We start from the raw sequence: 26,518 nt of genomic DNA, 5'->3' as shown, positions 1-26,518 counted from the left end.
GGCCAAGGCCCGGTGGGGACTAGTCTTAGTACGTGACTGAGCCCATACTTGACGCCGCCCCTGCCCTTGACTTCGACCTGAAGAGCCTGCCCAAGGTTTCCCTCCACGACCACCTGGACGGAGGCCTCCGACCCGCCACCATCATTGAGCTCGCTGCGGAGGTCGGCCACACCCTGCCCTCCACCGACCCCGTCGCGCTGGGCGAATGGTTCCGCGAATCAGCCGACTCCGGATCCCTGGTCCGTTACCTCGAAACGTTCGACCACACCATTGCCGTCATGCAGACCAAGGAAGGCCTGTTCAGGGTCGCCAAGGAGTTCGTCGAAGACCTTGCCGAGGACGGCGTGGTCTACGGTGAAGTCCGCTGGGCGCCGGAACAGCATTTGCAGAAGGGCCTGACCCTGGACGAGGTTGTTGAGGCCGTCCAGACCGGTCTCGAAGCCGGTGTTGACGCCGCTGACGAACGCGGCCGGCAGATCCAGGTGGGCCAGCTCATCACCGCCATGCGCCACGCCGACCGTGGCCAGGAAATCGCCGAGCTCGCCGTCCGCCACCGTGCCAACGGTGCTGTTGGTTTTGATATTGCCGGCGCCGAGGACGGCTTCCTGCCGTCCCGTTTCAAGGACGCCTTCACTTACCTCGCCGAAAACAACTTCCCGGCCACCGTCCATGCCGGCGAAGCAGCAGGTTTGGACAGCATCCAGTCCGCGCTGGTTGACGGCCGCGCTTTGCGCCTGGGCCATGGTGTCCGGATCGCCGAGGACATCTCGGTGGAGTTCGAAGACAACTCCGACGACGACGGCGAGGATACCGTTGGCATGGTGACCATTGGCAGCATTGCCGCCTGGGTCCGCGACCGCGGCATTGCCTTGGAAATCTGCCCTTCCTCCAACCTGCAGACCGGCGCCATTTCCGGTTTTGGTGATGGCATCGAGAGCCACCCGGTGGACATGCTTTTCCAGCTCGGTTTCAATGTCACCATCAACACCGACAACCGCCTCATGAGCGGGGTCACCCTGACCGATGAGTTGGAGCTCCTGGTGGAGACCTTCGACTACGACCTCGATGATCTCCTCGAACTGACGCTCAATGCTGCCGAGGCTGCCTTCCTGCCGTTGGACGAGCGTGAAGCCCTGGTTGAGTACATCAACGATGCCTACGCCAACCTCGGCTAAGGACTCCAACGAGCTCGAAGAGCTCATCCGGACGATCGCAGCACTTCGTGAGCACTGCCCCTGGATGGGTGCGCTGACGCACGAGTCGCTGGTGGAATACCTGATTGAGGAAGCCTACGAAGTAGTGGACTCGATCGAAGCCGGCGCTGTTGACGACGAGCTTCGCGGCGAGTTGGGCGATGTACTGCTGCAAGTAGTGCTTCACGCCCGGCTCGCCGAGGAGCGCGGCAGCTTTGATTTCGCTGCCGTAGCCCGGGGCATCAACGCCAAGATGGTCCGGCGAAACCAGCACGTGTTCAGGGCGGACGGTTCCCTGCGGGATGCTTTCCCGGCCAGCGTCGAGGAAATCATCGTCAAGTGGGACGCCGCCAAACGCGCCGAGAAGCCGGAACGGAAGGATCCCTTCGAGGGCATCCCGCCGCACCTTCCTGCCTTGGCTGCGGCCCAGAAGTCCCTGGATAGGGCAGCCCGCGCAGGGTTGGACGTTTCGGGGTTGGACATTTCAGGGTTCGATGGTGATGCGCGGTTGGCCGATCCACAAGGTGCGTTGGCCGCCGTCGGACTTCCTGCCATCCCTGCCTCGGAAGAGGCCCTGGGGGAGCTGCTGCTCGCCGTTGTCGCGGGTGCCCGGGAGCAAGGACTCGACGCCGAACGGGCCCTTCGTGCCGCTGTCCGATCGTTCCAGAGCACCAGGGCACAGCCTTCATGACGTGGGTCTTTGGAAATTGTGCCGTAACCTGAGCCACTCTCGACTACGCTAGTAGCGACGAGGACGTTGAGAATTTCCCTCCTCATTCCTGTAATTTGCCCATAAGGAGCACATCCATGGCGCTTATCGATGCCATCCACGCACGCGAGATCCTTGATTCCCGCGGAAACCCGACCGTAGAAGTTGAGGTTCTGCTCTCCGACGGCCAGATCGGCCGCGCAGCAGTTCCCTCCGGTGCCTCCACCGGCGAGCACGAGGCTGTCGAGCTTCGCGACGGCGACAAGGGCCGTTACCTCGGCAAGGGTGTCCAGAAGGCCGTCGACGCCGTTATCGACGAGATCTCCCCGGCCCTGATTGGTTTCGACGCCACCGACCAGCGCAGCATCGACCAGGCCATGATTGACCTGGACGGCACGCCCAACAAGGGCAAGCTCGGCGCCAACGCCATCCTGGGTGTCTCGCTGGCCGTTGCCAACGCTGCCGCTGCTTCTGCAGACCTGCCGCTGTACAAGTACCTGGGCGGCCCGAACGCCCACGTCCTGCCCGTTCCGCTGATGAACATCCTCAACGGCGGCTCGCACGCCGACTCCGATGTGGACATCCAGGAATTCATGATCGCCCCGATCGGTGCCGAGACCTTCTCCGAAGGCCTGCGCTGGGGCGTTGAGGTTTACCACAACCTCAAGGCTGTCCTCCAGGAAAAGGGCCTCTCCACGGGCCTCGGCGACGAAGGTGGCTTTGCCCCGAACCTGCCGTCCAACCGCGCTGCTCTGGACCTCATCCAGGAAGCCATCAAGAACGCCGGATACACCCCGGGCACGGACATCGCCCTGGCCCTGGATGTTGCCTCCTCCGAGTTCTACAAGGACGGCGCCTACCAGTTCGAAGGCAAGGCACTCTCTGCCACCGAAATGAGCGCCTACTACGCTGAACTCGTTGCAGACTACCCGCTGGTCTCCATTGAAGACCCGCTGGATGAGAACGACTGGGAAGGCTGGAAGACCCTCACCGACACCATCGGTGACAAGGTCCAGCTGGTGGGCGATGACCTCTTCGTCACCAACCCGGTCCGCCTGCAGCAGGGCATCGAGACGGCTACGGCCAACTCCCTGCTGGTCAAGGTAAACCAGATCGGCTCCCTGACCGAGACGCTCGACGCCGTTTCCCTGGCCCAGCGTTCCGGCTACACCACCATCACCTCGCACCGCTCCGGCGAAACCGAGGACACCACCATTGCTGACATCGCCGTTGCCACCAACGCGGGCCAGATCAAGACCGGTGCCCCGGCCCGCTCCGAGCGCGTTGCCAAGTACAACCAGCTGCTGCGCATCGAAGAAGAACTCGACGACGCAGCACGCTACGCCGGCCGCAGCGCGTTCCCGCGTTTCAAGGGCTAGCCTTCAGCGAAAACACGTAACCGGTGGCTATGGTGGAAAGACCATGGCCACCGGTTTCTGTTTAACGCAGTTTCTGTTTAGCGCAGTTTCTGTTTGAAGCGGGCCAGGTCAACACCAGCAAGCGCAGCAACCCGCCAGGCAAGCACCGGGCATTACAGGAGTGTCATGGCCACCCGTCGTCCAAAGGTACCCAGGGCTGACGCCTTGGGCCGGTCCAGTGCAGGCCGTTCCTCCTCCACGGCCCGCCCAGCCAGCGGAACGCCAGCCGGCGAAACCCGTCCCAGCGAAACCCGGACCAGCGCCGGCGTTCCCGGAACTGCTCCCAAAGACCCTGCTGCGGCTGCACGGACGGGCGTTTCCGGCAGCGGCGACGTCATCAAAGCCGAATTCGGTGGTGCGCGGACGACTGCCAAAACGTCGACTTCGGCAGGGGCCACCAAAGCGCCCGCCACTGGTGGCGGAACCCGCGGTCCGAAGTCTCCTGTGGCCGGAAAGACCTCCACCAAGAAGCCCACAGCGACCAATTCGAAGGCCGCGGACAAGACTTCAGGCAAGTCGTCGGACAAGTCTTCAGGCAAACAGGGCGCCAGGGCCGCAGCGGAACATGAACTGGACCCGGTTCCGGCAAAGGCGTTCTCCGGCAGGATGCTGGCACTGGCTGTGGTCATGATTGCCATCACCATCATGCTGGCCCCCACTGTGAAGGTTTTCCTGGAGAAGCGCGCCGAGATTTCGGCCTTGGAAGCCGAAATTGCGGGGCGGAAGGCGGAGCAGACGGAGCTCAACAAGCAGCTTTCCCGGTGGCAGGATCCCAACTACGTGAAGCAGCAGGCCCGGGACCGCATTAACATGGTTATGCCGGGTGAAACAGGTTACTGGGTGTTTGGGGGAGAAGAAGCCGCCGGCACGCCAGGAGGCCGCACCGGCTCCGGATCGTCTGCAAACCCGGAGAACCTGCCATGGGTGGATGCCCTCTGGGAGTCAATCAGACGATCGGCAACTGACTAGACGCGGTGCCCACCGCCGTCGTGTCCGCACTGGACACGGCACCAAGGGCAGGAAGGGTGGCAGCGCAAGTGGAAGAGAACACGGCAGCCGTGCAGCAGGAATCCCGCCGGCCATCAGCACACGATCTCGAGGTCCTGAGCCGCCAGCTCGGCCGGCCGGTCAGGGACGTCGTTGAGATCCCTGCACGGTGCGTTTGCGGCAATCCGTTGGTTGCCGCCACGGCGCCGCGGCTCAGCAACGGAACGCCATTCCCCACCACGTTCTACCTGACCCACCCGGTCATCACTTCCGCGGTGTCGCGGTTGGAAGCCGGCGGGATGATGAACGAGATGAACTCCCGACTGACCGCTGACCAGGACCTCGCAGGTGCCTACCAGGGTGCCCACGAGTCCTACCTGCAGGCGCGCAACGACATTGCCGGTCGATCCGGGACAGGTGCTGTCCCTGAAATTGACGGAATCTCCGCCGGTGGCATGCCCACCCGCGTGAAATGCCTCCACGTACTGGTGGGGCATTCCTTGGCTGCCGGGCCGGGTGTCAACCCGCTCGGAGATGAAGCGTTGGACGCCATCGCCGAGTGGTGGACCAAGGACCGTTGCTACTGCGACGGTGCGTGGGACACTTCCGGCCAGGCTCCCTCCCGGGACCTGAGCCGCCACGGGCCCCAGGGACTGCCGGAGATCGTGGGCCGGCCCGCGCCGGTGCGTCAATCCAAGACAGAAACTCCGGGCCCGCAGGAAGGGACTGCATGAGCCGCGTTGCAGCGATCGACTGCGGAACCAACTCCATCCGCCTGCTCATCGCCGATGCTTCAGCAGACGGCGCGGCGGGCCCCTTGAGGGACATCGTTCGTGAAATGCGCGTGGTTCGCCTGGGCCAAGGAGTCGATGCCACAGGTGAGCTGGCTCCGGAGGCCTTGGAACGAACGTTCGCAGCAGCACGTGAATACGCCGGACTCATCAAGGTGCACGGCGCCGGACGTGTCCGGTTCGTAGCCACGTCCGCCACCCGTGATGCCCGTAACCGCCAGGTATTTGTGGACGGCATCCGGGATCTCCTGGGAGTGGAGCCTGAAGTCATCACCGGCGACGAGGAAGCTGCGCTGTCCTTCGCCGGTGCCGGCAGCGTCCTGCCGGCCATGGGGGAGGACCCCATCCTGGTAGTGGACCTGGGAGGTGGCAGCACTGAGTTTGTCCTGGGCGACTCCACCGGCGTCATAGCGGCACGTTCGGTAGACATCGGCTGCGTCAGGCTGACTGAACGGCACCTTCGCAGCGACCCGCCCACGGCGGCGCAAATCGCCGCAGCAGAGGCCGACGTCGACGCCGCACTGGACCTGGCCATGCAGGCGGTACCGCTTGACCGCGCCACAGCTGTGGTGGGCGTTGCGGGGTCAATCACCACCGTCACCGCGCACGCGTTGGGCTTGGACAAATACCGCCCCGAACGAATCCATGGTGCGTCGTTGAGTCTGGAGACCATCAGCGATGCTTGCACCAACCTGTTGGAAATGACGCGGGATGAACGTGCTGCCTTGCCGTACATGCATCCGGGCCGTGTGGATGTCATAGGAGCCGGTGCTTTGGTTTGGCGCCGTATCCTGGAACGCCTGTCCAGTGTCTGCAGCGGCAGTGTCGGCAACAGCAGGATTGAAGCGGCCGTTGCCAGTGAGCACGACATCCTGGACGGCATCGCCCTGAGCATCAGGGACGCCGGATGACCCTGCGTTTCCGCCGCACTCTCTCCGCTGCCCTGGCTACCGCCATGGCAGGCGGGGCGTTGGCTGGTGCGTTGTTGACGGCCCCGGCTGCCAGCGCGGACGCATGGCGCGACAAGGAGTTCTGGCTAAAGGACTCCGGTGTCACCAGCGCATGGCAGGTATCCAAGGGAGCCGGAGTCAAGGTGGCCATCATTGACAGCGGCATTGACGGCAGCCACCCGGACCTGAAGGGCGCTGTAGTAGGCGGAACGGACGTTTCGGGCGCCGGAGCCCCCAACGGACAAAAGAGCATTGGTGCCAAGACCGAGCACGGCACCCTGGTAGCCACCATGTTGGCCGGCCGGGGCCACACCACTCCTACGGCCTCGCCGTCACCTACGGCGTCGGCCACACCGCCCGGGCCACCCGCCGCGGCACCGGTCGGCGGACCGGACGGAATCATCGGCGTCGCCCCTGAAGCGGAAATCCTGGCAGTCTCCACCTGGCTTGGCTCACCCAACCCGGGCGGGAAAACGGACCAGGAGCAGATTCCGGATGCCGTGCGCTGGGCCGTGGACAATGGGGCCAAGGTCATCAACATCTCCCTGGGCAGTACATCGCCGGATTGGCCGCAAAGCTGGGACGCGGCGTTCCTGTACGCGGAGCAGAAGGACGTGGTGATCGTGGCCGCTGCCGGAAACCGTGTGGGTGGCAATGTGCAGGTGGGCGCTCCGGCAACCATCCCCGGCGTGCTCACCGTGGCCGGGCTCGATGGCGAGGGGCGCGCCAGCGTTGATTCCTCGTCCCAGGGAATCAGCATCGGCGTTGCCGCTCCGGCTGAGAAACTTGTAGGTGGCATCCCGGGGGGTTCCTACGCCGAGTGGGCGGGTACCTCCGGTGCGGCGCCCATCGTCTCCGGCGTGGCGGCCCTGATCCGTTCCAAGTGGCCGGAGATGAGCGCCAACCAGGTCATCAACAGGATCGTCAGCACGGCCAAGGACGCAGGAGCTCCGGGAAAGGATCCGCTCTACGGCTACGGCATCCTCAACGCGGATGCGGCCCTGAAGGATGACGTGCCCACAGCCGGCAGTAACCCGCTGGGTTCGATCGCCGACTGGATCCGGGTCCACCGCCGTGGAGATTTCAGCGAGCCGTCCCAGGCTCCGGTAGCGAGTCCCACCAGTGCGGCACCCACACTCGCCGATCCCACCGTACCGGCCGCGAAGACTCCGGCGACGGTCGACGACGCCTTGCCCGCCGCCGTCGTGCTTGGTTTTGGAGCCTTGTTCCTTGCCTTGGTGACCGGTGCGGCGATCCAGTTGCGGAGGGTATCCAAAAACCCGCCGACAGTGCCCGAGGAGGCCGAAACGGGTGCACTTTTGAAAGTGGATCCACCCTCCCGGAAGTAGTTAGTGAAGATTTTCACAAAGTGCTGTACTCTGGACTCATGGCAACCACCCCAGAGCTCATTGACCGTCCCCGGGTTCTCGTCGTCGGCGGCGGCTACGTCGGCCTGTACGTAGCACTCAAACTGCAGAAGAAGATCGCGAACGCGGGCGGCATCGTCACCGTCGTAGATCCACTGCCGTACATGACCTACCAGCCCTTCCTCCCGGAAGTTGCAGGTGGCAACATCGAGGCACGCCACGCCGTCGTCTCCCACCGTCAGCACCTGAAGCAGACTGAGCTCATCCAGGGCCGCGTCACCAGCATCGACCACGCCAAACGGACCGCGGTCATCGCTCCGTCCGATGGCGGCGAAAACTTCGAAATCCCGTACTTCGACGTCGTGATCGCCGCCGGCGCCATCACCCGCACCTTCCCCATCAAGGGCCTCGCGGACAAGGGCATTGGCCTGAAGACCATCGAGGAAGCCGTTGCGTTGCGCAACAAGCTGCTCGAGCGCATCGAAGCCGCGTCCACCATGACCGACCCCGCAGAACGCGCCAAGGCATTGACCTTCGTAGTGGTCGGCGGCGGCTTTGCCGGCATCGAGTGCCTCACCGAAATGGAAGACCTCGCCCGCGCTGCCGTGCGTAACAACCCGCGCGTCCGCCAGGAAGAAGTCCGCTTCATCCTGGTTGAAGCCATGGGCCGCATCATGCCCGAGGTCACCGCTTCGCAGGCCGAATGGGTTGTGGAGCACCTCCGCAGCCGTGGCATCGAAGTACTCCTGAACACTTCCCTTGACAGCGCAGAGGGCAACCTGAAGCTGATCAACCTCCCGGACAAGACCCCCGCCGGCGAAGTTGAAGCAGATACCCTGGTTTGGGCTGCCGGCGTGCAGGCCAACCCGATGATCCGCTCCACCGACTTCCCGCTGGAACCGCGTGGCCGCGTCCGCGTCCTCCCTGACCTGCGCATCGCAGGCGACGAAGGCATCGTGGAGAACGCCTGGGCCGCCGGCGACATCGCCGCTGTTCCGGACCTCACGGGCAAGGGCCTGCCGGACGGCACCTGCGTCCCCAACGCCCAGCACGCACTCCGCCAGGCAAAGAAGCTCGCCAAGAACCTTTGGGCTTCCCGCTGGGACAAGCCGCTGCACGACTACAAGCACAAGAACCTTGGCGCTGTGGCCGGCTTCGGCGAGTGGAAGGGTGTTGCCAACATCAACCTGCTCGGCCGCATCGGCCTCAAGGGCGGCCTGGCCTGGCTGGCACACCGTGGCTACCACGGCATGGCCATGCCCACGGTGGAGCGCAAGTTCCGCGTGGTCTTCGGTTGGATCCTGGCCTTCTTCGCCGGCCGCGACACCACGCAGCTGATCGACCTCGACAACCCGCGCGGCGCCTTCGTGGCCGCCGCAACTCCGGCTCCCAAGCCTGCTGCCGCTCCTGCGCCGGCTGAGGCGAAGCCGGCTGCCGAGGAAGTCAAGACCCCGGTTACTGCCGACGCCAAGTAGTACACGCACGACGGCTAGTACACGCACGACGGCGGCCACCCCCTTTTCGGGAGTGGCCGCCGTCGGCGTTTAACCCCTCGCGTGGCCTCGGCCCCATCGCACCGCGCCCCTAGACTGTCCTCATGCCCGGTGAAACCGATCTGCAGACTCTTTTGGAATCCCTCCATCCCGTGGCCCGCGAGGGTGACTACGTCTACGCACTTTGGCCGCACGGAAAGCCACTGGAGGGCGGGATCGAGGCCGCGGTCCGCGAGGCCGAGGGCCTTACGGTGGTCATGCGCAGGGACGAAGCCGATGCTTTGGGCCTCAGCTACGACTTCGTGGCTGCCTGGATCACGCTTCAGGTTCATTCGGCCCTGGAGGCAGTGGGACTCACGGCTGCCGTGAGTGCCGCGCTGACCCATGCGGGCATCAGCTGCAACGTCCTGGCGGGTTTCCATCACGACCACCTCCTGGTCCCTTCGGCAGATGCCGGCCGGGCCATGGACGTGCTCAGGCTGCTTGCGCAAGGCGTGGTCCTGCGTTCTGAGCGGCCCGGGGACCGTGACGAGATCCTGGAACTGACGGCCCAGGCCTTTTCCATTTCGCCGGTGACCGGCGAGCCCGTGGACGGTGTGCCGATTGAGGTAGGGCTGCTGCGTTCGCTGTTTGAGTGCCCTGAGTACTTGCCGCAGTTCAGCGTGGTCGCCGAAATGGGTGGGGAGATCGTGGGGCATGCGATCAGCACCCGTGGCTGGATCGGGGACCTGGAGTTGTTGGGGTTGGGCCCGATCGGCGTGCTTCCCCATTTTCAGAAGCGGGGGATCGGTTCAGCCTTGATGCGTGAGACCGCTGCCCGGGCCGCGGCGGCCGGAGAGCCAGGGATTGCGTTGCTCGGAAGCCCCTTGTATTACCCGCGCTTCGGATACGTGCCGGCCGCCTCCCTGGGCGTCCAGCCGCCGGAGGAGGCGTGGGGCGATCACTTCCAGTTGTTGACGCTTCCTGAATGGCCCGACGACGTCGGAGGCACCTTCCGCTACGCAGCGCCATTCAATGAGCTGTAGCTGGGATACCATGGTCCGGGCGCCCCAGTAGCCCAATTGGCAGAGGCAGCGGACTTAAAATCCGCGTGTTGTGGGTTCGAGTCCCACCTGGGGCACGGCGGAAGGTAGGAGCTGATGCTCCCTTCCCCGTGCGTGTGAAGTCTTCCGCGGAAATTCCCAGCTGGCTCGTAGATTCCCCACAGGCAACGAGTGTTATAGGGATGTGACCTGAATCACTTATGTTCGCCGCGCAATTGCATTAGTTTGAGTCTTAATCAGGAACACCTGAGTAATCGCATCAAAGGCAGTTCGCACCTTTCGATCGAGGAGACAACGCATGTTTGATCTTTCCCCAGCGGCGCCCCGAGCCGCCAAGCTAACAGCGCTTGGCATTGGGGTCGCTCTCTTGGCCACGGCTTGTGGTGGGTCTTCGACCCCTACCCAGACCGGGTCGTCTTCTGCCGCAGCCGCAGGCATCTCCTGCCCGGCTCCCAGCGGCGGGGCGGGAGCCGGCAACAGCCAGGCTGCCACCAACACGGGACCAGTACCTCCCTCGACCACCACCACTGACGCACCGCTCAAACTTGGATCGCTCCTGCCGACGACGGGGTCGCTGGCGTTCCTCGGCCCGCCGGAAATTGCCGGCGTCAACCTCGGCATCAAAGAAGTAAACGACGCCGGCGGCGTCCTGGGTGCCCCTGTATCTGTGGTCCACCGCGACTCCGGTGACACCAAGACGGACATCGCTACCCAGTCCACCACGGCCCTCCTGGGCCAGGGCGTGAGTGCGGTCATCGGTGCTGCATCCTCAGGCGTCTCCAAGACGGTCATCAACCAGATCACGGGCGCCGGAGTCATCCACTTCTCGCCTGCGAACACCTCGCCTGACTTCACCACGTGGGACGACAAGGGCCTCTACTGGCGCACTGCACCCTCCGACGTCCTGCAGGGCAAGGTCCTGGGCAACTACATGGCTACCTGTGGAGCCCAGACCGTTGGCATGATCGTCCTGAATGACGCCTACGGAACCGGCCTCCAGAAGAACGTCAAGGAAGCCTTCGAGGCAGCCGGCGGCAAGGTTGTTGCTGAAGAACTCTTCAACGAGGGCGACTCCCAGTTCAGCAGCCAGGTGGACAAGGTCCTCGCAGCCAAGCCGGATGCGATCGCCCTGATCACCTTCGACCAGGCCAAGAGCATCGTCCCCCTGATCACCGGCAAGGGCATCAAGCCCACGCAGCTGTTCATGGTTGACGGCAATACCTCGGACTATAGCAAGGACTTCCAAGCCGGCACCATGAAGGGCGCACAGGGAACCATTCCCGGTACGTTCGCCAAGGACGACTTCAAGAAGAAGCTGCTCGCGATCGATCCCGCCCTCAAGGATTACAGCTACGCAGGCGAGTCCTACGACGCCGTGAACCTGATCTCGCTGGCTTCTGAAGCCGCCAAGAGCACCAAGGGTACCGAGATCGCAGCCAAGCTGAAGGAAGTCTCTGAAGGCGGCGAGAAGTGCACCAGCTTTGCTGCTTGTGTCACGCTGCTCCGCCAGGGCAAGGACATTGACTACGACGGTCAGTCCGGTCCTGTCACGTTCTCCGACGCAGGTGACCCCACCGAGGCGTACATCGGTATCTACGAGTACCAGGATGACAACACCTACAAGCCGGTCCGTGAAGAGTTCGGCAAGCTCTAAACGCTTCTGATCCAGACCGCACCAAGGACAGGCCCCCTTCCCGTTGGAAGGGGGCCCGTCTACTTAACTCGTAGGCCCATTCACTAAACGCCAATTCACTAACTGTCCCGGGTCGGCCACCCTTGGATCGTCTCCGGCGCGAAATCGCGGCCCAGCACCCTCGCCACCATGGCGATGCCCTGCTGCTCGAAATCCTCGTCACCGATCCCGTGCGCCCAGACCACCGTGGCAACGGCCTGGTTCAGGTTCTCCAGCCTCCACAGACTGCTGTCCTGCGGGGATTCAATGACCCTGCCCAATCCTTCGTAGAAGGCCTGTGAAAGCCGTTCCTGCCCCAGGAACTGCTGATGGCTGAGCCGGACAAGGTCGTGGACCCAGGGGCGGAGGTCGGCCCGGCCAAAATCGATGACTTTAGTGTCGCCGTCGTCGTTCAACCAGTTCCGGGGCTGGTAGTCGCCATGGGTGGTGACCAACTCCGCCGGGCCGGGCGTGATCCCCTCCAGTTCCGCTGTGAGATGTTCCAGGGTCTGCCGGGGGAGCAGCGAGGCTGCGCGCTCGATGATGTGGCCGGTTTTGGTTTTCAACGCCCGAACATAACTGTGGGACGTCCCGGCAGGCTGGTGCAGTGCGGCAAGGATCGAGCCGGCCTGGCGGTACGTTTCCGGCTCATTTTCGGACGGTGTGCCCGCCACAACCGTTCCGGGAAGGTAGCGGGTCACCAGCAGCCCTGCCTCCGGTGAGGCATGCAGCAGGACCGGGACCCGTCCGTCCAGGCCCGGCATCCCACGGGAATAGGCTGCAATTTCGCGGCGGATATGGTGGCTGGCCGTGCTTGCCTTCACCATGACGTGATCTCCGCCGGCTGCCTCCAGCTGCAGCACTGTGGTGTCCTGGAGCGGCCATGAATGGTCCTGCACCACCGCGTAGGGGCCCAACCAGGACGTCAGAACATTCCGTTGTCTTTCAGTGATCCCTTCCGGCATCAGTCCAGCATGCCAGCAAACAGCAACGCGGGGTCACATCCTGGGTGTTGGGAGACCCAACATGGCCCGGATGTGACCCCGCGTCGTTGTGGTTGGAACTAGACCTCGTCAGCCAAAGTGCCCAAGTAGAGCTGAATGACCTTGGGGTCCTTCATCAGCTCACGGCCCGTACCTGTATATGCGTCCTTGCCCTGGTCCAGGACGTAGCCGCGGTCGCAGATCTGCAGGCAGCGGCGGGCGTTCTGTTCCACCATGATGACCGAGACGCCGGCACGGTTGATCTCGTGGACCCGGAGGAAGGTTTCGTCCTGCTTGACGGGGGAGAGGCCTGCCGACGGCTCGTCCAGGAGCAGTACTGCCGGGTCCATCATCAAAGCCCGGCCCATGGCCACCATCTGGCGTTCGCCACCGGAAAGTGACCCCGCCCGCTGGGCCCGCCGCTTTGCCAGCTCCGGGAACAACCCGGCAACAAAGTCGAAGCGCTCTGCAAAGGCCTTGGGACGCTGGAACATGCCCATCTGGAGATTCTCTTCGATGGTCAGTGCTGCGAAGACGTTGTTGGTCTGCGGCACGAAACCCACACCCTGGGTCACCAGCTTGTTGGCCTTCAATCCGGTGAGGTCCTGGCCCCGGACCACTACGGTGCCGGAGTGGACCTTAACCAGGCCGAACATGGCCTTCAGGAGAGTGGACTTGCCGGCGCCGTTGGGGCCGATGATGCCGATCAGCTCACCCTTGCGGGCCTCAATGCTGCAACCGTTGAGGATATTGACCCCGGGGATATACCCGGCCACCAAATTGGTGACCTTGACGACGGAATCGCTTGCCGGTGCGGCTGCCGCCGAGGGCATTTCACTGACACTGCTGCTCATTTCCCGTCCTCCTTCTTGGTTTCAACGATCTCGGACAGGATGCCTGCGTCTTCGGTACCCACCACCGACTCCTCATCGGCTTCAAGCTCCGCCTCAAGGACCTTGATGCCTTCCGCGTCGCCGAGATCCACATCGTGGTGGGCGCCCAGGTAAGCGTCGATCACGGCGGGGTTCTTCATGACTTCGCCCGGGGGACCTTCGGCCACGACCTTGCCTTCGGCCATGACCACCACCCAGTCGGCAATATGCCGGACCATGTTCATGTCGTGTTCAACGAAGAGCACGGTCATGCCTTCAGCCTTGAGGTTCTTGATGTGGTCCAGGAGCGATTGAGTCAAGGCCGGGTTCACACCGGCCATGGGCTCATCGAGCATCACCAGCTTGGGTTTGACCATCAAGGACCGCGCCATTTCCAACAGTTTCCGCTGGCCGCCCGAGAGGGACGCAGCGTAGTCGTCCTTCTTGGCATCGAGTTTGAACTTCTCCAACAGCAGGTTGGCTTGGGCCGTGATTTCCTTTTCGCGTCCACCCCACATGCCCTTGAACAGGGCCTTGGAAAGCCGTTCGCCCGGCTGGTCCGCTGCCCCGAGCCGCATGTTCTCCATGACGGTCAGCTTGCCCATGACCTTGGTCAGCTGGAAAGTGCGCACCATACCCATGCGCGCCACCTTGTAGGAGGAGACGCCGGCCAAGCTGTTGCCTTCGAACTGCCACTTGCCCGTATTGGGAGTGTCGAAGCCGGTCAGCAGGTTGAAGAGCGTGGTCTTTCCGGCGCCGTTGGGACCAATCAAAGCGGTGATTTTGTGCCGCGGGATCTCGAGATATTCGACGTCCACGGCGTTGATGCCACCAAAGGACCTCGTGACATCCTCGGCCACCACAATGGGATCGCGTTTCTTGCAGCCCGGAGTGTTCTCCCCGACGGCAATGGGCCGCGAATCGGTCATGTAGTCGATGTCGTCTGTATTTGCTGTATTTGCTGTGTTGCTGTTGTGTTCGTTGGTCTCACTCATGCGAAAGCAAGCTCCTTTTTATTGCCGAAGACGCCTTGCGGGCGGAAGATCATCAGGAGCATCAGCGCCACGCCCACCAGGATGTAGCGCAACTGGCCGGCCTGGACGGTTGTCAGCCAGGTGACTGCCCCTGATTCGATGAGGCCGTAGAGCAGGCTCTGGGTCAGCGACAGGACTACCCAGAAGATCATTGCCCCGATGACCGGCCCCAACACCGTGGCCATGCCACCGAGGAGGAGGCAGGTCCACAGGAAGAACGTCAGTTCCGTGCCGTAGTTGGACGGTTGGACGGCGCCGCGGGGGAGCGTGAAGATCATGCCCGCCAAAGCGCCCAGCACACCGCCGATGATCAGTGCCTGCATTTTGTAGGCGTAGACGTTCTTGCCGAGGGATCGCACGGCATTCTCGTCTTCGCGGATACCCTTCAGGACACGGCCCCACGGGCTGCGCATCAGGAGCCATACCAGCACGCAGCAGACGATCACCAATCCCCAGCCAACCACGCGGATGAAGAAGTCGCGGTTGTTCATGCCCATGTAGGAGCCTTCGGGGAAGGGGTTCATGGCATAGAACGTGTTTTCAAAGGCTGCCAGCCCGTTGGCGGATCCGGTAACGCCGGTGAGCTGGTTGGTGGTCACCACATAGCGGACAATTTCCGCGGCTGCGATGGTGACGATAGCCAGGTAGTCGGCTCTCAGCCGGAGGGTGGGAATGCCCAGGATGAACGCGAAGATCACCGAGCACAGGATGGAAACCACCAAAGCGACAAAGAACGGAGCGTCAAAGGTCAGGGTGGAAATGGCAAAGCCGTAGGCGCCAACGGCCATGAAGCCGGCCTGGCCGAAGTTCAACAGGCCTGAGTAGCCGAAGTGAACTGCAAGGCCCAAAGCGGCAAGTGCGTACGCCGCCGTCGTCGGGCTGAATAACTCGCCAAGGGCGCTGGAGAAAATGAATCCGAAGTCCATGGCCCGCTCCTAACCCACACGCTCACGCCGGCCGAGGATACCCTGCGGTCGGAACAGAAGAACAACGATCATGATGAAGAGTGCACCGACGTACTTGAGGTCGGCGGGAAGGCCGAACACGGTAGTCAGTTCCACAAAGATGCCGACGACGATCGAACCGATCAGGGCGCCGAATACAGTTCCCAAACCACCCAGGGTCACACCGGCGAAGATGAGCAGCAGGATCTGCGAGCCCATATCGAACGTAACGCCCGGACGGTAGTACGCCCACAGGATGCCGCCGAGGGAGGCCAGGACGCCGCCGACGATCCAGACGATGCGGATCACGGAGTCGACGTCGATGCCGGAGGCGGCCGCCAAAGCGGGGTTGTCCGCCACAGCACGCGTTGCCTTGCCAAGACGGGTCTTGAGCAGGACGATGCCAATCAGGGCGATGACCACCGCACTAATGACCAGTGACCAGAGGTTGTTCGGGGAGATGGAGACTGGCCCGAGTTGGATTTCCGCGCTTTGGGCGCCGGGCAGCTGCTGGGTGGCTCCACCGAAGAAGAACTGGATGACGTAGCGGATGGCCAAAGCAAGGCCGATGCTGACGATCATCATGGGAACCAGGCCCGAACCACGTTTTCTCAGCGGACGCCAGAGCCCGGCATCCTGGACGTAGCCGAAGAGGCCGCCACCTATCAGGGAGAGCAGGATCGCGAGCCAGAAGGGGAGCCCGAAGCCGTTGAACATGAAGACGAGGACGGCGCCCAGGGTCACCATCTCGCCGTGGGCGAAGTTGGTCAGGCCCGTGGTTCCGAAGATCAGCGACAGGCCAACGGAGGCAAGGGCAAGCAGGAGGCCGAAGCTCAAGCCTGCGACGAGGCGGTTCAGGAGGTTCTGGCCGAAGTCCTGCTGCTGGACCACGATTCCCTTACCAAAGGCGAAAATCACCGACAGGTTGGAGGTTTGGCTGAACGTGACATCACGGGGATTGTCCTGGCCCTCGGCCAGGGTGATGCCCTCGGGCAAAGTAGAGGTGTCCAACTCGATGGTGTAGGTGCCCTGGACAGGGACTCCGATGTTCCACGCTCCGTTTGCGCCGGAGGTGGCGTCACCTTCGAATCCATTGCCGGTGGCTTTGATCTTGACGCCGGGTATGGGTGCCCGGGCATCGTCGCGGAGGAACCCGCTGATGTTGTTTTGGTATGTCGTCGGTGACGGCGAAGGCGAAGGGGTGGTTGCCTGTGCCGAGGGGGCGGCGATCAACAGAGCGGCGATGAGGGACGCAAAAAATGCCCCTACCACTCTCTGTAGTCCCTTGGACCGTCTGATGGACGGGTCGCGCAGTGTGCTTCTCAAAATGGAAACCTCCACAGTGGGGGTGGTCCCGGCTGCGCCATTGCAGCCGGTGCGAACGGTAAATGGGGCTTGTGAACAGTTCTTGCCTAGCTGCCTCTATTGTGATCTAAGTCACCCATGTGTGGCCTATGTTACCGCCCGGTGAGCGGAATAAATGCCCTGTTCGGGGTTGCAAACATCGCGATCGGATAACAACTGTGAAGTTATAGGCAACTAATGATGTAGCTGCAGTTAAGTAAACCTTTGTTGTTCACGGGTGTTTCTAAACGGTCGGCGAAGTGCCGGCCACCACCACCCTGCCGCTTTAGGGTCACGGTTGCGTTTCGTCTGCGTGAACAAAGGAACTTTCCCTGCCGCGCGCGCGTGGTACTTGGTACCGTGACATATCACTTAGCCCTTTTTCAGGAGGACACCCGTAATGGCACTTGGCGGAAACCCAGTCTTCAACGGAAAGAATTTCCGTGGAGCAAAGCAGGCCCCGCCTGTACCGCAGAACCCGTACGGCCAGCAGTTTAACCAAGCGCCTGGCCGGGCACCGAGCCAGGTGATGGACGGCCAGGCCGCTTGGTCTGCACAGCAGCAGAACATGACCAATGAGCAGCTGCAGCAGATGTACAACCAGCCGGCTGCCGGCCCCGCCGACACCGGCCGCATGACCTATGACGACGTCATCATGAAGACCGTCGCTTGCCTTGTGGTCCTGGTGATCGGTGCCGGCGTGACGCTCTTCGTAGCTCCCGCCCTCTCCACCATGCTCATGATCGTTGGTGCCTTGGGCGGACTCGTCCTGGCACTTGTCAACACATTCAAGAAGCAGCCTTCGCCGGCCCTGATCCTTGCCTACGCCGGCCTTGAGGGCCTGTTCCTTGGTGGCCTGACCCGCATCCTCGACGGCATGTACCCGGGTGTCGGTCTCCAGGCCGTTATCGGAACTCTTGCAGTCTTCGGCGTCACTTTGGTGCTCTTCAAGAGCGGCAAGGTCCGCGCCACCCCCAAGATGGTGCGCTTCTTCATGATTGCCACCATCGGTTACGCCGTCTTCGCGCTGATCAACATGGTCATGATGTGGACCGGTGCCGTGCAGGAACCGTTCGGCCTTCGCACCAGCATGACGATTGCGGGCATCCCGCTGGGTGTCTTCATCGGCATCCTGGCCATCGGCCTGGCAGCTTTCTCACTCATCATGGACTTCACCAGCATTGAGCAAGGCGTCCGCGCCGGCGCCCCGGAGCGTTACTCCTGGGTTGCAGCATTCGGCCTGACGGTCACCTTGGTGTGGCTCTATGTGGAAATCATCCGTCTCCTGGCCATCTTGCGAGGCGACGACTAGCTGCTGCAGTCCCACCCCGCAAAGTAAGCCAACGCGGAAATGCCCCCGAAGAGTCTTCGGGGGCATTTTTGCGTCCGCGAGGGGCGACGTCTCGGCAGTATGCGGGGGTTCAAAGTGCCGGGATCTAACCCCTCGGGAGTGTGGGGGAGGGTTCATAGTGCCGGGATCTAACCCCTCGACAGTATGGGGAGGGTTCATAGTGCTGAGATCTAACCCCTCGGGAGTGGGGGAGGGTTCATAGTGCGGAGACCTGACCCCTCGGGAGTGTGGGGGAGGGTTCGTAGTGCCGGGATCTAACCCCTCGGGGGTGTGGGGGAGGGCTCATAGTGCCGAGAGCTAACCCCTCGGCGCAGGAGCACCCCGCAGCAAACTAACTCAGGCGCTCAAAAACCACAGCCATTCCCTGCCCTCCACCAACACAGAGGGTGGCAAGCCCCAGGGTTCCGTCGCGCTCTTTCAATCCGTTCAACAACGTGGTGGTCATCCGCGCACCGGTCATGCCAAACGGGTGTCCAAGGGCGATGGCCCCGCCATGGACGTTGAGCTTGGCGGGATCGATGCCCAACTCCCGTGCGCTGGCCACCACTTGAACGGCAAACGCCTCATTGAGCTCCACGAGGTCAATATCGTCCATGGTCAGCCCGGCCTGTGCCAAAGCCCGCCTCGTGGATTCGACGGGGCCCATGCCCATGAGCTCGGGGGACAGTGCACTCACCCCGGTGGAGACCACCCTGGCCAGCGGCTGGAGGCCCAGCTCATGGGCCAGTGAGTCGCTCATGACCACTACCGCCGCCGCGCCGTCGTTGAGCGGGCAGGCGTTGCCTGCGGTGACAGTGCCTTCCGGGCGGAACACCGGCTGCAGTGCGGATACGCCTTCAAGGCTCACTCCGGCCCGGGGAGAGTCGTCGCGCTCTACTAGAGTGCCGTCCTTACGGGTGTAAGGGGTGATCTCCCGGGCGTAGAAGCCTGAGGCGATGGCGGCCTCGGCGCGGTTTTGGCTCAGGACACCCCATTCATCCTGCTCGGCCCTGCTGATGCCGTAGGTGGTGGCAACGTTCTCGGCAGTCTGGCCCATGGAGATGTAGATGTCCGGCAAGCGTCCGCCCATGCGGGGATCTGTCCACGGGATGTTGGACGCCGCCCGGGAGGCGGTGCGTTGCGCCGCCGCGGCGAAGAGCGGGTTGTGGTTGGCGGTGTCCGTCTCGCCGGCGCCGGCCCAGTTCTGGTAGCGCGAAACACTCTCCACTCCGGCGGAGACGATTGCCTGGGCTTCCCCGGCTTTGATGGCGTGGAAGGCCATCCGCAGGGTTTGCAGGCTCGAGGCGCAGAATCGGTTGACTGTGGCCGCCGGTACTCGGTCCATTCCGGCCAGGACGGCCACCACGCGTGCCATGTTGGAGCCGGCCTCGCCGCTGGGTTCGGCGCAGCCCAGCAGGAGATCGTCCAGGCCCCGCCCATCCTCGCTGCCCGGATCAAACGCCGGTATTTTGGCCAAGGCGGCCTGCACCATGGCGGTGGCAAGATCGTCAGGGCGCTCATCCTTGAGGGAACCTTTGAAAGCCCGGCCAATGGGGCTTCTGGCAGTGGAAACAATGACAGCCTCAGTCATGGCCACAGCTTACGCCCGGCGCCTGTAACGGCGCCGGGCGGTTGCATCAAAGCCACCGGAGGTCAGGCCAAACGACGGGCACCTGCTGCCGGAGTCACCGTGAAAATGTCCGGTGCGGTGTAGCCGGCGTCGGCGAAGGAACGCACGACGGCGTCGCGCACCTGTTGCTCCTGGCCCACCGGAGTCAGGGCTATGGCCGAGCCGCCGAACCCGCCGCCGGTCATGCGGGCACCGATGGCGCCATGGGCGCGGGCGACGTCAACAGCCAGATCCAGCTCCGGGCAGGAGATTTCGAAGTCGTCCCGCATGGAAACGTGGCTGGCATCCAGCAGGGCACCAATGCTGGCGGGTCCCTGTTTTCCCAGAACTTCCACGGTCTGCAGCACGCGGTCGTTTTCGGTAACAACGTGGCGGGCGCGCTTGAGGGTGGTTTCATCCAGCAGTCCGGACGCTTCCTCCAAACGTTCCACGCCGACGTCGCGCAGTGCTTTCACGCCGAGGATCTCGGCACCCAACTCGCAGGACGCCCGGCGGGATGCGTAACCGCCGTCGGCGTGTGAGTGCGAAACCTTGGTGTCGATGACCAGGAGGACAAGACCGGAGGCTTCAGCGTCGAAAGGGACCAGGTCCACGTGCTGATCGCGGCAGTCCAGGAAGACGGCGTGTCCCTTGGCTCCGCGCAGGGATGCGGACTGGTCCATGATTCCCGTGGGCGCACCAACGTAGACGTTCTCGGCACGCTGCGTGGCGAGGACCAGGTCTTCGGCTTCGAGCCCGGCGCCGGTCAGCTCATTGAGGGCGCTGATGACGGCGCACTCAATGGCGTGGGAAGAGGACAGACCTGCCCCCGAGGGGACGTCCGAATCCAGGAGAAGGTCGAAGCCGGGGACGTCAATGCCGCGGTCCTTCAAGGCCCAAGCAACACCGAGCGGGTAGCGGGACCAGCCCTCACCGGTGCCCGGCTCCAGCCCGGCGAGGTCTGCTTCGACCAGTCCGTGCCCGCCAAAGGTGGAAAGCATCCGCACTGTTGAGTCCTCGCGGACACGCAGCGCCACTTTGGCGGTCTTATCGATGGCGAAGGGCAGCACAAAGCCCTCGTTGTAATCCGTGTGCTCGCCGATCAGGTTGACCCGTCCGGGTGCCTGCCATACGCCGTCCGGAACTGCTCCGAACGTTTCCTGGAAGCGGGCAGCAAGGACACTGGTGTCGGTGGTGGTGGTCATGCGCGGGTGCCTTCCAGGGTCTTGGGTGAAGCCGGTGCCGCAGCGACGCTGCGGAGGCGCCCAGCCACGGCTTCGGGGGTGGTGTCGTTGATGAACGCTCCCATGGCGGCCTCCGAGCCTGCCAGGTACTTGAGCTTATCGGCTGCACGGCGGGGCGAGGTCAGCTGCAGGTGGAGCTGGCCGGCAGGACGCAGGACCGGGTCAAGTGGAGCCTGGTGCCAAGCGGAGATATACGGCATTGGGGTGGGGTAGAGCGAGTCTAGGCGCTTGAGGAGGTCGAGGTAGACGTGCGACAGTTCGTCGCGTTCGGCGCCCGTGAGTGCTGCGAGGTCGGGAACACTGCGGTGGGGGACCAGGTGGATTTCCAGGGGCCACCGCGCTGCGAAGGGAACGTAGGCGCTGAAGTGTTCGGCCTCCAGGACCATGCGGCTGCCATCTTCGCGCTCGGCCTTCAGGAGTGAGGCCGCCAGCGTTTCCTTCGCGTCGACGTCGTCGTAATACTTCCGGGCCACCGCACCAAGCTGGGCGGCGCGCGGCGTGACGTACGGGTAGGCGTAGATCTGGCCGTGGGGGTGGTGCAGTGTGACTCCGATGTCCGCGCCGCGGTTCTCGAACGGGAACACCTGCTTGATGCCTGGCATTGCGCTGAGGGCTTCGGTCCGCTGGGCCCAGGCCTCAATCACCGTGCGTGCGCGGGTTTCGCCGAGCTCAGCGAACGAGCCGGTGTGCTGCGGGGTGAAAGCAACTACTTCGCAGCGGCCGAACGCCGGACCTGTCATCCCATGCCCGCTGGTACCCGGGGCAGGGAGAGGGGGAATGTCACCCAGGGCCGGGCCCAGGGAGGGGAAACGGTTCTCGAACACTACGACGTCGTAGTCCGCTGCAGGTATCTCCGACGGGTTCGCCGCTGTGGTGGGGCAAATGGGGCATTGGTCAGCCGGTGGCAGGTGGGTGCGGGACTGGCGATGGGCGGCAACTGCCACCCAGTCGCCGGACAAGGCGTCATACCGGACCTCGCCGGGCTCTCCCCTCGCAGGAAGCCCGCGGTGGTCTACCAAGGATTCCGGTGTTCGTTCCGGTGTTCCGGGGTCGTCGAAGTAGATCAGCTCGCGGCTGTCCGAAAGGCGGGTGCTGGTGATGCGACTCATAGGATCATTATTCCACAAGTGACCAAAAACGCATAGATTCTAACAAAAGCTAACATTCTGTGAGCGGCTTCCCTGCCGCGGATGAAGTACGGTATTGCCATGCCTGCCTCGTCATCACCTGCCGATAGTGCCCGACCTTCCGAAACGCGCCGCTTCGCCACGGGTCGCCAATTCGAGCTTCGCCGGGGTGCCGCGCTCGCCGTCATCACCGAACTCGCTGCCGGGCTCCGCCTCTACTCCCGCGACGGCATCCAGTTGACGGAAAGCTACGGCGACGACCAGATTCCTCCGGGCGCCACAGGCATCACCTTGGCGCCGTGGGCCAACCGGGTGGAGGACGGTGTCTGGTACCTCGAGGGGAAGAAGCAACAGCTCGACATCACCGAGGTCTCCCGCAACAACGCCAGCCACGGGTTGCTGCGAAACGCCGCCTACGCCTTGGTGGACGAGTCCGAGTTCAGTGTGACACTCCAAGCCACCGTCTTTCCGCAGCACGGCTACCCCTTCCTGGTCCGGCACACGGTCCGCTATGAGCTGGACGAGAACATGGACCTCCGCGTGCAACAGACCCTGGTGAACGACTCCCAGGACAGGGCGCCTTTTGTGTTGGGGGCGCACCCCTACCTGCGGCTGGGCGACGTCGCGCCCGAGGACCTGGTGCTGACGGTCAACGCGCGTACCAGGTTGGTGGCCGATGAGCGGCTGATTCCCCGCAGCACAGCCGCTGCAGACGGCCAGTATGATCTTTCCGGTGGCACCGCGGTGGGAGACCTGTTGATTGATGTCGCCTTGACGGACCTTACGTACGACGGCGGCCTTGCCCGCCACACGCTGACCGCGCCGGATGGCCGCAGCGTCAGCCTGGAACAGGACGAGACCTGCCCCTACGTCCATGTCTTCGTCACCGACACTTTCCCTGGCCGCTCCAAAGCCGTGGCCATCGAGCCGATGACAGGCCCGGCCAACGCCTTCAACAGCGGTGACGGACTGCGCTGGCTGGACCCGGGGGAGGCCTCCACCATGGGCTGGGGGATCAGCGCATCGCTCTAGGCGGATTGTCCCGCCTGCGACTGTGTTTGGTACCTGCTGCGCGGGCCGGTTTCCCATACGGCGTAGGCTACGGAATTATGGGTTCATGACGCCAACACCGGACGCCAAATCCCGCTCTGACCGACAAATTGCCGAAGACATCCCTTACGGGGTGCGAATTGCTGCTGCGTGGTCGTGGCGGGCAGGTTTGATCCTCCTCATGATCGGCGCGCTGGTGTGGCTGCTCGGGAAGGTCAGCTTCCTCATCATCCCGGTCATGGTGGCCGCCCTGCTGGCAGGGCTGCTCTATCCGGTAGTGGCCTGGCTCCGCAGCCGCAATCTGCCCAATGGGGCTGCAGTGGCCATCACAGTGGTGGGTTTCATCGGCGTCATCGCCGGAGCCCTGGCCCTGGTGGGGAGGCAACTGGTGTCCGGGTTTGGCGAGCTCTGGCAGGAAGCACTCGCTGGAATCCAGCAGATCCAGACGTGGCTGGCCGATGGCCCGCTCCACCTGACAGCGGACCAGATTGACCAATACATTGCCGACGGCGCGAATGCCCTCCAGAACAACAGCAGCAGTATCCTCAGCGGCGCCCTCTCCTTTGGCAGTACGGCGGGGCACTTTGCCGCAGGCCTGGTCCTGGCACTGTTCATCCTGATTTTCTTCCTGCTCGAAGGCAGCCGGATCTGGGGTTTCCTTGTGCGGCTCCTGCCCAAGTCCGCGCGCCGGGCCACCGACGGTGCCGGGCGCCGCGGTTGGACCTCCATGGTCAGCTACGTGCGCATCCAGATGTTCGTGGCCTTCGTCGATGCTGTCGGCATCGGTGTTGGTGCGGCCATCATCCAGGTCCCGCTGGCGCTTCCATTGGCTGTCCTGGTATTCATCGGCTCCTTCATCCCGGTAGTTGGCGCCCTGGTGACAGGAGCGATCGCCGTCCTGCTGGCGTTGGTAGCCAATGGACCCATCAATGCCCTGATCATGCTGGCCATTGTGTTGCTGGTCCAGCAGCTCGAAAGCCACATCCTGCAACCACTGGTGATGGGCAAGGCTGTGGCCCTGCACCCGGTGGCGGTGATCCTTTCCGTGGCTGCGGGCTCGTACCTGGCAGGCATCCCGGGTGCACTGTTCGCGGTCCCGTTGCTCGCCGTAGTAAATACGGCCGTTCGATACATTGCCGGCCGGACGTGGGAACATGATGAAGGATTGGGTGGCACGGAGCTTCAGCCGGCAACTGCTTCTGCGGGGACGGATGGAGACGCCAACTTCAAGGAGGTCCGCCTCCCCAAGCCCGAGTCACGCCTTGGTAAAGGCATCGCAGGAAAGAACAAGGCTGCAGGGAGCACCTCTGTTGAGGGCCCGGCCGCCGACACCACCAAAGGAGAATAGTCAGTGAATACCCTCGAAACCCTGCCCGTCACGCTGGACGATGTCCTCAAGGCGCAGGAGTTGCTCGAGGGCATTATTACCAAGACTCCGGTGGAGTCGTCCCGTGCCCTTGGCAGCCTCGTGGGCGGCAACGTCTTTTTCAAGTGCGAGAACCTGCAGCGCGCAGGCTCGTTTAAAGTCCGCGGCGCCTACGTGCGCATGGCCCGGCTGACCGAGGACGAAAAGAAGCGCGGCGTCGTTGCAGCCTCGGCAGGCAACCACGCCCAAGGCGTTGCGGTGGCCGCAAAGAGCCTGGGAATCAACGCCCGCATCTACATGCCGCTCGGCGTGGCACTGCCCAAGCTGGCGGCCACCCGCAGCCACGGCGCAGAAGTTGTCCTGCATGGTCACAACGTTGACGAAGCCCTGGCTGAAGCGCAGCGCTACGCCAATGAGACCGGTGCAGTGTTCGTGCACCCCTTTGACAACGTGGACGTCGTTGCGGGCCAAGGAACCATCGGGCTGGAAATCCTGGACCAGATCCCCAACGTGGACACCATCCTCATGGGCGTCGGCGGCGGTGGACTCCTGGCCGGCGTGGCGGTGGCCATCAAGGCCAGGGCCAAAGAGCTCGGACGTGAAATCCGCGTGATCGGCGTCCAGGCGGAGAATGCTGCCGCCTACCCGCCGTCACTGGCCGCTGATGCCTTGGTTCCGCTCAAAAAGGTCACCACCATGGCTGACGGCATCGCCGTGGGCCGCCCGGGACAGTTGCCCTTCAGCATCATCCGTGAGTTGGTGGACGACGTTGTCACTGTCAGCGAAGACTCCCTGGCCCGGGCGCTGATCTTCCTCCTGGAGCGGGCCAAGATGGTGGTTGAGCCTGCCGGTGCGGTGGGAGTGGCCGCACTCATGGATGGCAAGATCGAAAACCCGGGGAACACCGCCGTCGTGCTTTCGGGCGGCAACATCGATCCCATGCTCATGCTCAAAGTCATCCAGCGTGGCCTGTCAGCCGCAGGACGATTCATGACGGTGCGCATGATGCTCGACGACCGCCCTGGTTCCCTGGCCACAATCGCCCGCATCATTGCCGAAAACGACGCCAACGTCACAGGCCTGGACCACACCCGCCTGGGCGGTTCCATCAGCATGGGCGACGTCTCCATCACCATCAACCTGGAAACCAAGGGCCACGAACACGGCGAACAGGTTCTCGGCGCACTGCGGGCCGAGGGCTTCCAGCCGATTGTGGTGCACTGACGGGAAGGAGCGCCCATGGTGCTGGGAATGCCTGAAGGATCCAAGGAAGCAGACCGGGAGTCGCTGGCCGGCCGGGCGAAGAGTGGTCTTCTGGTCATGGGTGGATTCGTGATCCTGCTCTATGTCATCGAGATGGTCAACACCCTGATGCGCCACGGCCTGAACTACACCTTTGGCTTGCGTTCACGCTCCATGGACGGTGTGCTGGACATCCTGACGTTCCCGCTCCTGCATGCGAACTTCAACCACCTGCTCTCCAACACGCTGCCCCTGATCATCTTCGGGTTCCTGGTTTTCCTGTCCGGGGTCCGGGTGTTCATCACGGCACTGGCCTTCAGCTGGCTGGGCTCGGGCCTTGCAGTGTGGCTCATTGGAGGCGGGGGAGTGACCGTCGGAGCGTCCGGGCTGGTGTTCGGATTCTTCGCATTCCTGCTGGTGCGCGGATTCTTCAATCGGAGCTGGTGGCAAATCCTGCTTTCAGTGGTGCTGTTCATGGCTTACGGCAGCATTCTCTTCGGCGTGCTGCCCACCGTGATGGGCTTCGTCTCCTGGCAGGCGCATCTGGGCGGTGCTGTTGGCGGGATCATCGCTGCTGTCCTGCTGCGACCCAAATCCAAGGCCGTGGATCTCTAACCCGTAGGTCCCGGATCAGGTCGTTCCCTGCGCAGGGAACGAGCTGGACCGCGACCCAGTCGGGTGACCACACGAAAAACGCCGGCCCGCCCCGCTAAGGGGTGGGCCGGCGTCGTGTATTTCGGGCTTGTGGGC

23 protein-coding genes and 1 tRNA gene are annotated in these 26,518 nt (G+C 63.4%); 16 read left to right on the top strand and 8 right to left on the bottom strand.

What is annotated here, in order from left to right:
- Positions 1-32: 32 nt before the first annotated feature.
- From BLQ01_RS07280 to BLQ01_RS07230, 11 genes are all read left to right on the top strand, one after another.
- Positions 33-1,175: an adenosine deaminase gene (locus BLQ01_RS07280; protein ID WP_026542846.1), complete on the top strand. Its 1,143-nt coding sequence runs from the start codon at positions 33-35 to the stop codon at positions 1,173-1,175.
- Complete coding sequence (locus BLQ01_RS07275) at positions 1,153-1,884, top strand: MazG nucleotide pyrophosphohydrolase domain-containing protein (RefSeq protein WP_091550831.1); 732 nt, start codon at positions 1,153-1,155, stop codon at positions 1,882-1,884. Before BLQ01_RS07280 ends, BLQ01_RS07275 begins: the two co-directional genes overlap by 23 nt.
- 116 nt (positions 1,885-2,000) lie before the next feature.
- Positions 2,001-3,281 carry a phosphopyruvate hydratase gene (gene eno / locus BLQ01_RS07270; RefSeq protein ID WP_026542844.1) on the top strand — a complete coding sequence of 427 codons (1,281 nt, stop codon included), beginning with the start codon at positions 2,001-2,003 and terminating at the stop codon, positions 3,279-3,281.
- Positions 3,282-3,446: 165 nt separating this feature from the next.
- On the top strand, positions 3,447-4,289 hold the full coding sequence (locus tag BLQ01_RS07265; RefSeq protein WP_091550829.1) for a septum formation initiator family protein: 843 nt from the start codon (positions 3,447-3,449) through the stop codon (positions 4,287-4,289).
- 68 nt (positions 4,290-4,357) lie between these two features.
- Positions 4,358-5,041 (top strand): DUF501 domain-containing protein, encoded by a 684-nt coding sequence (locus BLQ01_RS07260; RefSeq protein ID WP_175493381.1) that lies wholly within the window; start codon positions 4,358-4,360, stop codon positions 5,039-5,041.
- Positions 5,038-6,009 carry a Ppx/GppA phosphatase family protein gene (locus BLQ01_RS07255; RefSeq protein WP_091550828.1) on the top strand — a complete coding sequence of 324 codons (972 nt, stop codon included), beginning with the start codon at positions 5,038-5,040 and terminating at the stop codon, positions 6,007-6,009. The genes BLQ01_RS07260 and BLQ01_RS07255 overlap by 4 nt, the downstream gene beginning before the upstream one ends.
- Positions 6,006-7,397 (top strand): S8 family serine peptidase, encoded by a 1,392-nt coding sequence (locus BLQ01_RS07250; RefSeq protein WP_091550826.1) that lies wholly within the window; start codon positions 6,006-6,008, stop codon positions 7,395-7,397. Before BLQ01_RS07255 ends, BLQ01_RS07250 begins: the two co-directional genes overlap by 4 nt.
- 38 nt (positions 7,398-7,435) lie before the next feature.
- Positions 7,436-8,890 (top strand): NAD(P)/FAD-dependent oxidoreductase, encoded by a 1,455-nt coding sequence (locus BLQ01_RS07245; RefSeq protein WP_091550825.1) that lies wholly within the window; start codon positions 7,436-7,438, stop codon positions 8,888-8,890.
- Positions 8,891-9,012: 122 nt separating this feature from the next.
- The gene (locus tag BLQ01_RS07240; RefSeq protein WP_091550823.1) at positions 9,013-9,933 is read left to right on the top strand and encodes an N-acetyltransferase; all 921 of its coding nucleotides are present in this window, start codon (positions 9,013-9,015) and stop codon (positions 9,931-9,933) included.
- A 21-nt stretch (positions 9,934-9,954) separates the two neighbouring features.
- Positions 9,955-10,028 (top strand) — tRNA-Leu (locus tag BLQ01_RS07235).
- 221 nt (positions 10,029-10,249) lie between these two features.
- Positions 10,250-11,605 carry an ABC transporter substrate-binding protein gene (locus tag BLQ01_RS07230; protein ID WP_026542837.1) on the top strand — a complete coding sequence of 452 codons (1,356 nt, stop codon included), beginning with the start codon at positions 10,250-10,252 and terminating at the stop codon, positions 11,603-11,605.
- A 98-nt stretch (positions 11,606-11,703) separates the two neighbouring features.
- On the opposite strand, the gene BLQ01_RS07225 is transcribed toward BLQ01_RS07230, so the two are convergent.
- The 5 genes from BLQ01_RS07225 to BLQ01_RS07205 all read right to left on the bottom strand — a co-directional run bounded on the left by BLQ01_RS07225 (position 11,704) and on the right by BLQ01_RS07205 (position 16,782).
- Positions 11,704-12,588: a phosphotransferase family protein gene (locus BLQ01_RS07225; RefSeq protein ID WP_091550822.1), complete on the bottom strand. Its 885-nt coding sequence runs from the start codon at positions 12,586-12,588 to the stop codon at positions 11,704-11,706.
- A gap of 98 nt (positions 12,589-12,686) precedes the next feature.
- Positions 12,687-13,460, bottom strand: a complete 774-nt coding sequence (locus BLQ01_RS07220) for an ABC transporter ATP-binding protein (RefSeq protein WP_035761224.1) — start codon at positions 13,458-13,460, stop codon at positions 12,687-12,689.
- Positions 13,457-14,473: an ABC transporter ATP-binding protein gene (locus BLQ01_RS07215; protein WP_026547494.1), complete on the bottom strand. Its 1,017-nt coding sequence runs from the start codon at positions 14,471-14,473 to the stop codon at positions 13,457-13,459. Before BLQ01_RS07215 ends, BLQ01_RS07220 begins: the two co-directional genes overlap by 4 nt.
- Positions 14,470-15,438: a branched-chain amino acid ABC transporter permease gene (locus tag BLQ01_RS07210; RefSeq protein WP_026542834.1), complete on the bottom strand. Its 969-nt coding sequence runs from the start codon at positions 15,436-15,438 to the stop codon at positions 14,470-14,472. The genes BLQ01_RS07215 and BLQ01_RS07210 overlap by 4 nt, the downstream gene beginning before the upstream one ends.
- Before the next feature lie 9 nt (positions 15,439-15,447).
- Positions 15,448-16,782: a branched-chain amino acid ABC transporter permease gene (locus BLQ01_RS07205; RefSeq protein WP_254779273.1), complete on the bottom strand. Its 1,335-nt coding sequence runs from the start codon at positions 16,780-16,782 to the stop codon at positions 15,448-15,450.
- Positions 16,783-17,200: 418 nt separating this feature from the next.
- Here BLQ01_RS07205 and BLQ01_RS07200 point away from each other — a divergent pair, with 418 nt between their 5' ends.
- Entirely contained in the window at positions 17,201-18,112 is a 912-nt protein-coding gene (locus BLQ01_RS07200) for a Bax inhibitor-1/YccA family protein (RefSeq protein ID WP_091550820.1), read from the top strand.
- 370 nt (positions 18,113-18,482) lie between these two features.
- Here the strand turns inward: BLQ01_RS07200 and BLQ01_RS07195 are convergent, their stop codons facing one another.
- The 3 genes from BLQ01_RS07195 to galT form a co-directional block, all read right to left on the bottom strand.
- On the bottom strand, positions 18,483-19,721 hold the full coding sequence (locus tag BLQ01_RS07195) for an acetyl-CoA C-acetyltransferase (protein ID WP_091551155.1): 1,239 nt from the start codon (positions 19,719-19,721) through the stop codon (positions 18,483-18,485).
- Positions 19,722-19,783: 62 nt separating this feature from the next.
- Positions 19,784-20,944, bottom strand: a complete 1,161-nt coding sequence (gene galK / locus BLQ01_RS07190) for a galactokinase (protein ID WP_091550818.1) — start codon at positions 20,942-20,944, stop codon at positions 19,784-19,786.
- A complete protein-coding gene (galT, locus tag BLQ01_RS07185) occupies positions 20,941-22,092 on the bottom strand; it encodes a galactose-1-phosphate uridylyltransferase (protein ID WP_091550816.1) in 1,152 nt (383 codons plus the stop codon). Before galT ends, galK begins: the two co-directional genes overlap by 4 nt.
- A gap of 99 nt (positions 22,093-22,191) precedes the next feature.
- Between galT and BLQ01_RS07180 the strand changes: the two genes are divergently transcribed.
- The 4 genes from BLQ01_RS07180 (at position 22,192) to BLQ01_RS07165 (ending at position 26,383) form a co-directional block, all read left to right on the top strand.
- Entirely contained in the window at positions 22,192-23,142 is a 951-nt protein-coding gene (locus BLQ01_RS07180; protein ID WP_254779271.1) for an aldose 1-epimerase family protein, read from the top strand.
- Positions 23,143-23,227: 85 nt separating this feature from the next.
- Positions 23,228-24,508: an AI-2E family transporter gene (locus BLQ01_RS07175; RefSeq protein WP_091550812.1), complete on the top strand. Its 1,281-nt coding sequence runs from the start codon at positions 23,228-23,230 to the stop codon at positions 24,506-24,508.
- A gap of 3 nt (positions 24,509-24,511) precedes the next feature.
- Positions 24,512-25,750, top strand: coding sequence for a threonine ammonia-lyase (ilvA, locus tag BLQ01_RS07170; protein WP_026542826.1), 1,239 nt, complete (start codon positions 24,512-24,514; stop codon positions 25,748-25,750).
- A gap of 15 nt (positions 25,751-25,765) precedes the next feature.
- Positions 25,766-26,383 (top strand): rhomboid family intramembrane serine protease, encoded by a 618-nt coding sequence (locus BLQ01_RS07165; RefSeq protein ID WP_026547488.1) that lies wholly within the window; start codon positions 25,766-25,768, stop codon positions 26,381-26,383.
- Positions 26,384-26,518 lie beyond the last annotated feature (135 nt).

The organism is Arthrobacter sp. UNCCL28, assembly GCF_900102805.1.
In the GTDB taxonomy this organism is placed as follows: Bacteria; Actinomycetota; Actinomycetes; order Actinomycetales; family Micrococcaceae; genus Arthrobacter; species Arthrobacter nicotinovorans_A.
The sequence above is the reverse complement of the archived record's forward strand: the minus strand, read 5'-3'. Positions and strand labels throughout refer to the sequence as shown.